Here is a 13,850-nt window from a genome sequence, read left to right on the forward strand (position 1 = left end):
GAGATTACTGGTATAAGTAAAAGCACGATTATAAGAGAAAATAGAAAAGTAAAATTAGACAGTTAGAAACTAAACTTTTTGTACATTAATTTATTCGTAAATGTTTATAAAATAAAAAAACATATTTAAGCCTTTAAAATAGGTTATTTAAAAAAGTTTACAATAATATAGCCTATAGTAAATTAAATAAAAATAGTATAAAAAAAACAAAATATGCTTAGAATTTTTTACAAGAATAACAATGTTTTAAAAATCTTTTTATAATAATATCTATTTTTTATACTTTTTACATAAAATAAACTTTACAAATTATAAAATAAATTATAAAATTAAAACATAATTTTACATAAAATAAAAAAAGTCCTCATTCTTATATAACAGTCGGGAAACTGATATATAAGTAAAATTCTAAATGTACGGGAATACATAAAGAAAGTTAGAGAACTTCTAAGAAAGTAATCAAATCGTATTGATATACAACAACTATACCAAAAGAATTTGAGAACTTAATATTCAATATTGAATTATATTCTTAATAATATCAAATAAGTATATAAAATTCAAGAATATTTTAAGAAGAAATTTCAAGCACTTTAGTATTAGATGTACTGGAGTGCTTTTTTATATTTAAAAATGTAGACAAACCACACGGAAAAACTGGTTTTGTAGAAAACAGTTTAGTAGTACGGCAGCACTTGGAAGGGTGAATGCTGAAAGCATAAGGAAACCCATGTAGGTTTTCCTAAGAGTAAGCCATGGTCTTGTTATTAAGTCAATTTAATACAAATCTTCCTGAAGAGTTATTCTTGTAGAAAAAGTAAGTTTCAACACACCATTGACAATGTAGTTTCTGTTATAAAAAATAGGAATTATAAGGTATAATGATGAAGAATAGATTTTTAAGAAGAAAAGAGGTGACAACGTGTTGTGGGACAAGTATTAAAACGTAAGGTTAATATTGAATTAAATAATTCTTTAGAAGAGCATAAGGAAGTATTAAAAGAATACACCAATATAAAGCCAGTAGAGGGGTATAATGGGAATTATTATTTTCAATATAGTATTAGTGATTTAGATAATTTAATAAAAGAATTAAGTACATTAAATTTAACTAAAGATATGATTTTAGTGAACATAAATAAATATGGATATGAAAAAGAAAAAGAATATATATTAAACTCTTTAGGTTTTGAATATAAAACTAAGAATAGAATAAAAGTAACTAAGCATGTAAGAAAACAAGCAGAATTATTTGAGTTTTTATTTAATGTTAATAGAGAATGTTATATAAGATTAAGGAATAAAACTACTGGTAAATATAGAGCATATGCAGTAGAAACATTAAAAGACCCATATAGATTACAAGCGATATTGAAAAGTCATTATTTTAGCAATAATACAAGCGATATGATGTATAGCATTAATTGTTATAATAATATGTATAGAACGACAGAGGAAAGCTTATTTTCACTTCAAAACATAGCAATAGATGTTGATTTTGATACTAATAAATATACTTTAAAAATGGCATTAGAATTAATTAAAAATATGATGGGTGATAAACTGCCAGTAGCAACATTAATTGAAACAGGGCATAGAATAAGGCTATTATATACACTTCAAGATGTGCCAGTAACTAAGAAAAGTTTAAAAGTATATAATCTTGTAGCGAGTAATTTAGCTAGTAGATTAAAAGATTTTGGAGCAACACCACAAGCATCAACAACATATGGAAGAATAGAAGGTTCAATAAACTCAAAGGATAATTCTATAATAGAAAATATGATATTTAATCCTAAAGTATATACTTTAAGAGAACTACAAAACGAATTACTTCCACCATGGGAAAAGGCAGTAAAAAGGCTAAATAAGAATGGTAAAGTAGTAAAGATAAGAAATGTATATACTTTAAATAAAGCTAGATTGAGGGACTTTGAGAAGATACAAAGTATAAGAGAAGAAGGTTATAGAGAATTACTTTGTTACTTGTATAGAAACTATTGTTTATTATCGAACATGACGCATGATGAAGCACTAAAGGAAACATTAAGATTTAATAGTAACTTTAAAAATCCATTAAAAGAGAATGAATTAGATGGAGATACAAAGGCATTAAATAGAAAACAATATATTCATAAGTCAGTAACTATATTAAATTTACTGGAGATAACATATGAGGAAGAATTGTTGCTACACTTAGAAAATATTATGAGTAGAAAAGAATACAATAGAAGAGATAAAGTATATCAAAGAAATAAATATGATAGTGAAAAAGCTAAAAAAGAATATAAAGAGAAGTTAAAACAAGATGGAAAATTAACTGAAAAGGATAAAATATCACAAAGAAGGGTAAAAATAAAAGACCTTTTGACTGAAGGTCTTAAAAGAAAAGATATATGTGACCAATTGAATATATCTATAAAAACATACAAACGTGACATAAGTAGTTTAAAAGAACAAGGATTAATATAATCTTTGTTCTTTTTGATTATAAAGCATCTAAGTATTTTTTTCAATGGGGGTCAAATTTTTTCTCGGCTTATATGGGGGGTCTTACTTTTTGGGGGGTAGTGTTGGGTCAAAGGCTAGCTCATACCTACCCTTCTTCGTATTGAGGCCTTCTTATGGGGTTCGTTCTATCCACTGGTACAACTTTGTGGTATTATTAAAGGAATACTTAAGGAATAGTAGGGAGTGTTTCTTCAAATGGACTTAAATAATATTACGGATATTTTAGGCTTGGTTAATGATGCTTTAAAAAATGGTAAAAGTATTGCACAACTAGAACGAGACTTAGGACTTGGCAAAGATACTTTAAGAAAAAAACTAAATAGAGAAGGTTATTTTTTTGTTAAAGAAGAAAAAAAATTTAAGAGCAATAATACTGGAATAAATAAGGAAGAAAGAGCCAGCACTACGAAGGCAATAAGAAGGAAGAAGGAAGAACAAAGAACGAAGGAAAAAAATATAAATACCAACTTAACAGTATTGGAATTAGAAGGATTGCGAGAATTATTACAATACAAACAAGAGTTGTTAGAAGTAATAAAAAATAACAATGGAATAAGAAATAATAAAGAAATAAGCGTTATGAAAGAACTTGTAAAATTTGATAAAAGCAATAGGAAAAAAGCAACTTTTAATGTGGATTTGGAACTATTGGAAAAACTAAAGGAATACGAAAAATGCAGTAATATAAGTAAATCGGATGTTGTTAATATTGCAATAAAAAATTATTTAGCAAACGAAGGAATGATAAAGAAGTAACGATTATTGATTTGTTATTATTTTTGTTGGAGAATGGGAGGAAAGCCCAAATAAAACAACACATAGGGATATTAATGGTCAAGATATACATGTAAGAGATAAGGAAAATAAACAATCTAAAGTAACAGGAAAAAGTGATAAATATAATATTGACTGGACTAAACCAGATATAAAAATTGATGACCCAAACTCTAAATGGGTGAACTAACCTAAACCATATATAGTTAATTTAGGTGTAGATGAAAATTTGATCTGTGCTTAAAGTTGATAAATATAAACCAGGAGATGTTATTCTATATAATAATAAAAAGAACATTCTGCACGATTTTAAAACACAAATAACTTATAAAAAAATAAAAAGGATAAGCTATAAAAAAGATAAACTATACTTTTTTATAGCTTATCCTTTTTATTAAAAAAATGGTGTTCTAAACCTTCACATTTTGTGTGGAAATGGTGTGGAAAATGTGTGGGAGGGATGAACATTTTAGGCTTTTTTAGTACCCTTGAAAACACTAGGTTTAGCATAGTCCCACAAAGATTTTGGGGGCAGTTTTCCCTTATGCTCTTATATTATTTAGCAAGGAAATATAAGTTTAGAAGTCTTAGCCTAAAATTAAGAGAGAGAAAGTATAAAATAAATTAGAAAAAATAATAAAATGGAGTTCGAAATGGCAGAAATAAAAATAAGAAATTTGGATAAGGATACAATAAAAAAGATAGATGAACTAGCAAGGAAAAAAGGTTTGAGTAGAAATATGTTTTTAAAAAAGCAATTAAATTTATTCGCTTATAAAAAAGATGAAACAACAATTACAAGAAAAAGGATTATATAATAAGTGTAAACAATATAGAATATGTACAAAAATAAAAATAGAAAATGAATTTAAATTTGCAAGCAATGCAATTAATTTAATAATAAGTCAACATAGATAACAAGAAAAAAAAGAAGAAAATATAGAATTGGAAGATATACTGGAATTACTATCTGAAGACATTTTTGAAAGAGTTAAAAATAAAATAAAGGAATTATAGTTAAGAGAAATATTTAAAAATAAGATATTTAAAAATAAGATTAATAAGAAAAAATATATTGGAATTATATATAATCGTTCTAGAAAAATGAAATTAGAAAAAAGTGATTTAATGATTTCAAGCATTGATCAATACCAAAAGTATATAAATTTTAAAGGGGTTATGTATGATGGGTAAAAAATAAAGTTGTATTGCAATTATAAAAACTAGTAAGATAATATTAAATGGATAGATAAAATATATATGTAATATTTTAAAATATGTGATATAATATTAAATGAAAGATATAGTAAATATCTTTGAGAAGTTAACGGATAACGCTTTTTTCCCTAGTGGGGGACATTAAATATACCATGAATGTTTGACTATAGGACATCACATAGTCTGTTATCCATAATTTAAGATTAAACATATGAAAAAATAGTGTATTTTTATAAGCCTAATGTATAATATATATCTTGTTGAGGTGTTTATAGGAAGTATCTATCTAGTAAAAAATCGAAGAAAATGAATTTTAAGGAGCATCATTAATGATGTTCCTTTTGAATTATATACTATAAAAGTAAACAAAAAAGAGAGTAATAGTGCACCACTCCCTTTATTTCTCTAATGCCAATCTAGGCTTTAAATAATATCTATCTAGATATTATAGTATATACTTAAATGCAGAAAAAAATACACCTTTAGTGCATTTTTTATTGTCTAATGCCAATCTAGGCTTATACTTTCTTTTAATATCCATCTGGATATATTAATTATAGCATAACTATTAAAACAATCAACTACTTAAGTAGTTGTTTTAGTAGTTTTTTTGCTTCTTCTACTTTTAAGTTATCCCTTGAAAATATACCTTCAATCAAGTTGTTACGTCTTGAAATGTTATTTTTTTCATATTTTATTTTGGTATATAATTTTGCATGCTCCAATGACTTAAAAGTTTTCCAATTATGATCATTCATCTTTTTAAAGCTTAATGAATACTGTTTTTTAGCAATTTCAAAATTAATTCTTGTATGATTTTGTGTATTTTCTTGATTATAATTGATAATTTTTCTATAGCCCAAATCTAATAGCTCACTATTATCAACAAGATCTTCTTCAAATTGACTTCCTATTGGTATTGATTTTAATTTATCTACTAGAAATTCATTCGATTCTAAATATAATAATTCAATACTTTCTAAAATCCTTTCTTTCTGTTCTTCTGAAATTTTCAATAATTCTTTTTGGTTTTTATCATTTTTAATTATGGTTCCATTAACTTCTTGTTTATATACTGGTTTAATTCTCTTCCGAGATACTTCCATAAGTTTATTTACATATACAAAGCTCTCTTTATTAACAAATTTATCTTTATCTTTAGTCATAAAATTTTCTATTTTATTTAAGTAAAATGTCCCTACTGATTCTTCTTTAAATTGACTTGTCAATGGTATTACATTAATGGTTTCACAAGTTTTTTTTGTATTCCATACTATTGCATAATGTAAATAGTCTAATTCTTCTCCAATACCAGTAAATTCACATTGAACAACATGACCTCTTTCTAGTATTGGTGTATATACGCCATCTTTCATATAATTCCTTTTTGAAGTTAAATTTGTAGTTTTTATCAAACTATTTAATAATCTAAGATTTTGTTTATCCAAGTTGCTAACATCTGAATCCATCTTATCCTCCCTTAAATAATATCTATAAATAATAAAATCTTTCTCATTTTTATTATAATGTATAATGTAAAAAACACCTATACAATCCATTTTTATAATTCAATTTAGAACTATGGAAAGAGCAAGGAATTATATAATCTTGTTTTTTACATAGTTTTAAATAATCAAGTATAAAAAAACAGAGGCTTATCTAGGTTAAAGTATGTAATTCTTTTAAAAAATTATGTAAATAAAATAAATAGTTTAATTTTACTTAATTCTACATATATGTATACATTGGGTTCTATATTGTATATATATGTAATGAGATTTAGGAGAAAAAAGTTAGTATTTGTATAAATTTAATTTAAAGGTTTTTTTTATATATTTTTACATAATAGGGTTTAAAAGTTTTGGAAAATATTCTCTCTAAATAATGAATGGGGGGAATAGTATGGGTGAAAAGTTATATATACATGTCAATAAAGCAAAATTAGGGAATAAGGATGATATTATGGTTATAATAGAAAAATTTAATCCTTTAATAAAAAAATATAGTAATAAATTAAATTATTATGGAGCTGAATCGGATCTTATAATTAATCTTATAGAAGTAATAAAAAAAATACCTTTGGAACAAAATTCAAATTTGATGGAGGAAAAGTATTTAATAGGGTACATATCTAAATCTTTAAGATATAAATACATAAGGTTATCTAAAGAACACAATGAGAACTTTGAAATATACGTTGAATTAAATGAAAGTATATTTAATAAAAGTTGTAATTATAATATAGAACAAATAATTGTAATTAGGGATTTAATATCAAGGCTTTCTAAAGAATATGAGAAAATAATATATGAAATATTTATAAAGGGAAAAACAGAATTAGATATATCACAGGAATTAAAAATATCTAGACAAGCAGTCAATAAGAAAAAAAATAACGCTTTAAAAAAACTAAGGTCTTATATTATTGATATATAAAATGGAGGAAAATAAATATTTCCTCCACTTTATAATTATTTAAGGGCCTATAGTTAAAGTTATAATGAAAAAATATGCAAATGGAAATAGTAATAATAATAAATTAGTTATTATTCCAATTAGTGAAACTTTATCTTTAGAATTATAAAAAGAAATTAAACCTAGAATAATACCTATAGGGCTTACAAATAAAGGAAGCACAAGAGGTAATCCTTCTATTTTATCTAAGTTTACAATATTAAAAAATAAATTTAATATAAGTAAAGTTAGAATTATTGATAAACCTAAAGAAACTTTACCTAGTATTAGTTTGGCTTTGTAAAAGTTTGATTTATTAGAATGAAATTTACTCAAAATAAGTGTTTTTAATGAATCATCTGTATATATATAATAATATTTAATGATAAGGAAAATTAATATATTTAAAATTATAATTAGTCCAATTAAATTTAGAAAAGTGGAAATTTTCAAAGGAACATATGAACAAAATATAAGTATTAATGAAATAGTAGTTAATAAAAATGAAAAATATCCAGCCTTATAGGTATAGTGTTGAATTCGTTCATCATTTTTTTTAATCTGTATAAAAAAATTTTTTTTTGATTTTAAAACAAATGCATCGTAAATTGTTGATATGATACAAAATATTGCTAGTATGGGTAATACCCAATAGCCACCATTAGTAATGTAAAAACGATAGTTAATTACGGATATACTTTTAAAAATTAAAAGTATACATAATATTATTTTTAATATAAATCGATATAAATAATTCATTTGATCACTCCTTATTAAACCAAAATAGATCTTCTACTTTACAGTTAAATACATTTGATAATTTAATAGCCAAGCTAACAGACGGCTCATATCTTTGTTTTTCAATTGATATAATTGTAAGCCTAGTTACTCCAATTTTATTTGCTAAGTTTTCTTGTGTAAGTGAAAATTTTAAACGAAAATATTTTACTTTATTTAATAGAACCATTGTCATACAATCACCTTTTCAAAAGTTAAATTCCCCTTATGTATAGTATACTATACATAAGGGGAATTTCAAGTATTTTACATTAAATTATTAAGGAAAATTACACTAGATTAAATTATTAATATTATTAAATACAAAAAAATTAAATTTTTTCATAAAATGGTTTCAAATAAAACCTATAGTTTTTCTATATAAGTATAGAGTATTTATAAAATAGGAGAAAATTTGTAATGAAGGAATTTAAATTAATACCAATACAAAAAAAAGAAAAATTAAAACATATTGAACAGATTCCATATGGTGTTGATATGATTAATGCACCTAAAATGTGGGGAAAAGGCTTGCTAGGTGAGGATGTAGTTATTGCTATATTAGATACAGGTTGTGATTTAAATCATAATGATTTAAAAAACAGAATAATTGGAGGAAAAAATTTCACACATGATTTTAATGGAGATATTAATAATTTTAATGATAATAATGGACATGGAACTCATGTAGCAGGAATAATAGGAGCTGAAAACAATAATTCAGGAATAATAGGGGTTGCGCCTAAATCAAAGCTTTTAATATTAAAAGTCTTATCAGAAGATGGAACTGGAGATACTAATTGGATTATAGATGCTATTAAATACTGTATAAATTGGAGAGGAAGTAATTGTGAAAAGGTTAGAATAATTTCAATGTCCTTAGGTTGTGAAACATATATAAATGATTTACATGAAGTAATAGTGGATGCAGCTAAAAATAATATTGTTATGGTTTGTGCAGCAGGGAATAATGGAGATGGAAAGTTAAATACTGAGGAATTTCAATTTCCAGCTGTTTTTTCAGAAGTGATTCAGGTGGGCGCAATAAATAGATTGGGAGAATTAGCTGATTTCTCTAATACAAATAGTGAAGTTGATGTTTTAGCTCCTGGAGTTGATATCATATCAACTTTTATTAATGATAGTTATATTAAATTGACAGGAACATCTATGGCTGCACCACATATTTCTGGTGCAATGGCGTTAGTTATAAGTGAATGTAACAATAAGGAATTAAGTTTAAAAGATTTAAAAAGTAAATTTTATAAGTATATAAGATTAGAAGAATATGAGAAAAAATGTTTAGGTGCGGGAGTTTTAGAATTTCATGATTAGAAAAATGAGCAGAATAAGATACTTATTCTGCTCATTTTTAATTTTTTAAACCAAATTCAATTCATAATATTTGAAGTACACCAGATTTATTGAAAATATTATGAATTATATAAAAATTAGTTGAAATTAATTAGAATTTTTACTCTATATTATATAAATAGTAAAAATTTGGAGTGATGGTATGAATTCTAAAACAAAATTTAATAATTTAAATATAAATTTTAACAATTCAATTATTAAAAAATTTTTCAGTTGTAATAATAATTTGAATTTATTTATTGAAGCTAAGAATAATCCTACAAAGGAAACCTATGAAAATTTAAATAATACATTTAAAAAGTTTTATTTAGAAATTAGGGTTATAAAATATATATCGAAAACAATATATTTCACAGTTATTAACTGTGCTCAAAAAGAGAGAATGTATAGTGATAATAATTTATTAGTTTTAAATAACGAGGAATTTAGTCTAAATTTAAAAAATTCTTATGAAGAAGATATATTAGATTTAATTTTATATAAAAATGAAGATTTGTTAGAGCATATTGAAAATAAGAAATTGTATGATTTAATAAATAAGCTTACAAAAAAACAAAAAATAATTGTACAACTATATTTTATTAATCAGTTGAGTGTTAATACAATCTCAAAAAAATTATGTGTTAGTCCTCAATATATATATAAAATTTTAAAAAATATATTTAAAAAGATGAAAGATAATTATTAAAGTAATGGAGAAAATTTGTTATATGAATGAGTATAAAATGTATGACTTAATTAAAAGGGCACAAAAAAAAGATAATTGTGCATTAGAGAGTATAATAGAAAAAATGACACCTAAAATAAAAAAAATGTTATTAGAAATTCCAATACAAGATAGAGATGATGTTGAACAACAAGTTAAAATTAAAATTATTGAGGCAATATTAAAATATCCAATAGAATCTATACCAAGTATTTGGAGTATATAATTTAAAATATGAATTCAAATTAAGATTTATATAAGTAATTTTTGAATGGGAGGAGTTTTATGGATGAAGTATTGAAATTAGCAAGTACACAAGGAATATGGTCATTATTAACTGTTGTACTTTTAATATATATATTAAGAGCACAAGAAGAAAGAGACAAGAAACAAGAAAAAAGAGAAAAAAATTATCAAATTATTATATCTAAGCTCACAGATAAATTTAATATTGTTGAAGATGTAAAGAAGGATATTGATATAATAAAAAATCATATTTTATAAGTTAAAATATATTTAAATAAAATAAATATTATAAATTTAAAAAAAAGGTTTAATAAATAGAAATAAAACATTCTTTATATATTGAATACAAAATTACTAGTATTTAAATTATAGAATTGAGGAGTGTAATTATTAATGAAAAAATTAGTTGAAATTGATGGGTATGAATTAGAAAGTCTAGAAAGAGAGGTACTAAACAATGTTGATGTAAAAAGATTAATTAACAGATTATTAGAAATAAACAAAGTAACTAAGAAAGATTATAAAATTTTAGATGCAAAAAAATGGAATAATGGATCGGATAATGTAAACTTTTTAGTACTAGGATTAGATGATGATAAAATAAAAATAAATTTCTCAAAAACAGATAATCATATAGATGTATTTGGAACTGTTTTTGAAACTCAGAATGATAAAGAAATACTTAAGGCATTTACTATTAAGAACAATAATGTTGAAAATGTTGAAACAATAGAGTATACAGATAATATAAAGAAAATTATAAAAGAATTAGATTCAAGAGAAATTACATCACCAACAGAAATGGTTGCGAATGGACTTCCATGTATTCATGGTAATTGGTGCGGAGCTGGATGTAGTGGTCCAGGGGCGCCAGTAGATGCTGTAGATGAACAATGTAAAAAACATGATGAATGCTATGCACAAAGAGGATATTTTTCTTGTAGTTGTAATAGGGAATTAATATATAACTTATCTCGTTATGCTTATATGGGAAGTACATGGGCTACTGTTATAATTAATACGTTTAAAGATATGCCATGTAAATAAGAGAAATAGTTGTACTAAAATTTTAGTACAACTATTTATATACTTAATAGTTAATGTGAGGTTTATAAAAATGAATAATATTGAGATTTATATAGATAATGATTGTATTTACTGTCAAGTAGCTAAAGCATACCTTTTAGAAAAAGGGATTAAATTTAATGAGATAGATGTCACACAATTGAAATGTATGGAAAAGGAACTTTTAGTAGAGAAGAATATAACAACTGTTCCTACATTTATTATAAATAATCAAGTAATTGCTGGATTTAATAAGGAGAAATTAGATATTGCATTAGGACTATCAGAGCTAAATTGCCAAAAGTTCATATACTTAGATTCTTCAGCAACTACATATGTAAAAAAGGACGTTTGGGATGAAATGAAACCATACTTTACTGAAGAATTTGGAAATGCATCTAGTATGTATGCATTAGGAAAAAGAAGCAGAATTGCAATTGAAAATGCACGTGAAAGAGTAGCGCATGCTATAAATTGTAAAAAAGAAGAGATATTTTTCACTTCTGGTGGAACTGAATCTGATAATTTAGCAATAAAGGGTATTGCTTTTGCTAATAGAAGCAAGGGAAATCATATTATAACATCGTTAATTGAACACCCTGCTATTATTAATTCGTGTAAATACTTGGAAAAACAGGGGTTTGATATAACATACTTACCAGTAGATAAATATGGAATGATATCAATAAAAGACTTACATGAAGCTATTACTGATAAGACAATACTTATTTCTATTATGTTTGCTAATAATGAGATTGGAACAATACAACCGATTGAGGAAATAGGAAAAATATCAAGAGAGAAGGGTATCTATTTTCATACTGATGCTGTACAAGCAATAGGTAATATTCCTATTGATGTAAAAAAATATAATATAGATATGTTGTCATTATCAGCACATAAGTTTTATGGTCCTAAGGGAATAGGAGCTATTTATATAAATGAGAATGTAAATATAGATTCATTTATACATGGAGGAAATCAAGAAAATGGTATAAGATCTGGAACTGAAAATGTAGCTGGAATTGTAGGGTTAGGTAAAGCTATAGAATTAACAACTAATAATATAATTGAAAACAGTAAAAAAGTAGAAAAAATAAGGAATATATTTGTAGAGAAAGTATTAAATAGAATAACAGATATAGAGTTAAATGGACATCCAACTAAACGCTTACCAGGAAATGTTAGCTTATCTTTTGAATTTATACAAGCATCACAATTATCATTAATGTTAGATATAAAGGGTATTGCTACATCAAGTGGTTCAGCTTGTAGTTGTAAATCTAATAAGCCATCGCATGTATTAAAAGCTATTGGATTATCAGATGAAAAAGCAAAAACTGTATTAAGATTTACATTTGGAACAGAAATTTCTGAGAAAGATATAGATTATGTTTTAGAAACTTTAGAGGTTGAAGTAGAGAAAATAAGAAAGAATTTTAACAAAAATTAATAATTAAAGAGCTAATAAAAAACAAAGTAATTATAAATAATTTATGATAATTAACTTGCTTTTTAAATTAACACCATTCAATATAGAAAATATTTTAAAGAGCAAAATTATATTAAATTTTGCTCTTTTTTTATGTGAACATTTTTTTATTGAAATCATTTGTAAAATATGAAAAATTATATTTCAGAGTTGTTATATAACTAGATGGTATAAATTATACATAGATGTTGTAGTCAAAAGTTAAAAGTATTGACACCACTATGATAATGACATAAAATTAATGCATTAATTGGTGTCATAAATAAGTATCAAAAATTATTTAAATTTAAAGGTGGTTTAAATATGAAAAAAGATTTATTAACTGAAATATTAAATAATCATAGTTATGTAAATAAATCATTTAAAACGTATAAAGTCGAGGAATATATAGACATAAGTGTTCAACAAGAACAATATAAAATTGTTATTTGGGGCTTTAACCATAGAAGTGATAGATTTATTAACTTAGCAACTAAAAAGTATGAAAAATTAATAAATGAATTTAAAAAAATATCTAGTGATATATATTATTTAAAGAATAAATATCATATAACATTAAAAAGTGGAATAAAAGCAAGTTTGAAAAATATATATGGATACATTAGAGTGAGTACTAAAGGGCAATTAGAGGGATATAGTTTAGAGCAACAAAAAAAAGAAATATTAGATAGATATCCAAATGCTAAAATATATGAAGAAGAATTTACGGGGAAAACCATTAATAGACCAATTTTTAATAGTATATTAGGTATTCTGAAGCAAGGTGATATTTTAGTAGTTACAAAACTAGATAGATTCTGCAGAAATACTAAAGAAGGGTTACAATATATAGATAATCTTATAAACAAAGGAGTTAAGATACATATTCTAAATATGGGAATTATTGAGGACACTGCAATAGGAAAACTTATAATAACTAATTTGTTGGCATTTGCAGAATTTGAAAGAGCAATGATAGTTGAAAGAACTCAAACGGGAAAAACAATAGCAAAGACTAAAAAAGACTTTAGAGAAGGACGTCCCAAAAAATATAATCAAAAGCAATTAAAACATGCACTGGGAATGTTATCTATCAATGGTGGGATCTATAGTTATAATGAAGTTGCTGAGATTACTGGTATAAGTAAAAGCACGATTATAAGAGAAAATAGAAAAGTAAAATTAGACAGTTAGAAACTAAACTTTTTGTACATTAATTTATTCGTAAATGTTTATAAAATAAAAAAACATATT

General features: G+C 24.4%; 13 protein-coding genes. 11 read left to right on the forward strand and 2 right to left on the reverse strand.

The features are described 5' to 3' along the window. Window positions 1-927 precede the first annotated feature (927 nt). The 3 genes from AC07E4_RS00005 (at window position 928) to AC07E4_RS00015 (ending at window position 4,103) form a co-directional block, all read left to right on the forward strand. Entirely contained in the window at window positions 928-2,472 is a 1,545-nt protein-coding gene (locus tag AC07E4_RS00005; RefSeq protein WP_377344319.1) for a helix-turn-helix domain-containing protein, read from the forward strand. 234 nt (window positions 2,473-2,706) lie between these two features. After that, window positions 2,707-3,267, forward strand: coding sequence for a hypothetical protein (locus AC07E4_RS00010; RefSeq protein WP_377344352.1), 561 nt, complete (start codon window positions 2,707-2,709; stop codon window positions 3,265-3,267). A 671-nt stretch (window positions 3,268-3,938) separates the two neighbouring features. After that, window positions 3,939-4,103, forward strand: coding sequence for a hypothetical protein (locus AC07E4_RS00015; RefSeq protein WP_478215449.1), 165 nt, complete (start codon window positions 3,939-3,941; stop codon window positions 4,101-4,103). A gap of 981 nt (window positions 4,104-5,084) precedes the next feature. Here AC07E4_RS00015 and AC07E4_RS00020 read toward each other — a convergent pair. Continuing rightward, the gene (locus AC07E4_RS00020) at window positions 5,085-5,972 is read right to left on the reverse strand and encodes a hypothetical protein (RefSeq protein ID WP_478215450.1); all 888 of its coding nucleotides are present in this window, start codon (window positions 5,970-5,972) and stop codon (window positions 5,085-5,087) included. Window positions 5,973-6,405: 433 nt separating this feature from the next. On the opposite strand from AC07E4_RS00020, the gene AC07E4_RS00025 reads away from it, so the two are divergent. Continuing rightward, window positions 6,406-6,939, forward strand: coding sequence for a sigma factor-like helix-turn-helix DNA-binding protein (locus tag AC07E4_RS00025; RefSeq protein WP_377344305.1), 534 nt, complete (start codon window positions 6,406-6,408; stop codon window positions 6,937-6,939). A gap of 781 nt (window positions 6,940-7,720) precedes the next feature. Here the strand turns inward: AC07E4_RS00025 and AC07E4_RS00030 are convergent. Then, window positions 7,721-7,930 carry a helix-turn-helix transcriptional regulator gene (locus AC07E4_RS00030; protein WP_478215451.1) on the reverse strand — a complete coding sequence of 70 codons (210 nt, stop codon included), beginning with the start codon at window positions 7,928-7,930 and terminating at the stop codon, window positions 7,721-7,723. A 224-nt stretch (window positions 7,931-8,154) separates the two neighbouring features. Here AC07E4_RS00030 and AC07E4_RS00035 point away from each other — a divergent pair, with 224 nt between their 5' ends. The 7 genes from AC07E4_RS00035 to AC07E4_RS00065 all read left to right on the forward strand — a co-directional run bounded on the left by AC07E4_RS00035 (window position 8,155) and on the right by AC07E4_RS00065 (window position 13,790). After that, the gene (locus AC07E4_RS00035; RefSeq protein WP_478215452.1) at window positions 8,155-9,069 is read left to right on the forward strand and encodes a S8 family peptidase; all 915 of its coding nucleotides are present in this window, start codon (window positions 8,155-8,157) and stop codon (window positions 9,067-9,069) included. A 181-nt stretch (window positions 9,070-9,250) separates the two neighbouring features. Beyond that, a complete protein-coding gene (locus AC07E4_RS00040; protein WP_377344278.1) occupies window positions 9,251-9,796 on the forward strand; it encodes a sigma-70 family RNA polymerase sigma factor in 546 nt (181 codons plus the stop codon). 22 nt (window positions 9,797-9,818) lie between these two features. After that, a complete protein-coding gene (locus AC07E4_RS00045; protein WP_377344277.1) occupies window positions 9,819-10,040 on the forward strand; it encodes a helix-turn-helix domain-containing protein in 222 nt (73 codons plus the stop codon). 59 nt (window positions 10,041-10,099) lie between these two features. Then, window positions 10,100-10,318: a BhlA/UviB family holin-like peptide gene (locus tag AC07E4_RS00050; protein ID WP_377344276.1), complete on the forward strand. Its 219-nt coding sequence runs from the start codon at window positions 10,100-10,102 to the stop codon at window positions 10,316-10,318. Window positions 10,319-10,453: 135 nt separating this feature from the next. Beyond that, window positions 10,454-11,107 carry a hypothetical protein gene (locus AC07E4_RS00055; RefSeq protein WP_478215453.1) on the forward strand — a complete coding sequence of 218 codons (654 nt, stop codon included), beginning with the start codon at window positions 10,454-10,456 and terminating at the stop codon, window positions 11,105-11,107. A gap of 70 nt (window positions 11,108-11,177) precedes the next feature. Next, a complete protein-coding gene (gene nifS / locus AC07E4_RS00060; RefSeq protein ID WP_478215454.1) occupies window positions 11,178-12,578 on the forward strand; it encodes a cysteine desulfurase NifS in 1,401 nt (466 codons plus the stop codon). A 342-nt stretch (window positions 12,579-12,920) separates the two neighbouring features. Further along, window positions 12,921-13,790, forward strand: coding sequence for a recombinase family protein (locus AC07E4_RS00065; RefSeq protein ID WP_377344320.1), 870 nt, complete (start codon window positions 12,921-12,923; stop codon window positions 13,788-13,790). Window positions 13,791-13,850: the final 60 nt, after the last annotated feature.

Source organism: Clostridium amazonense (assembly GCF_056431285.1).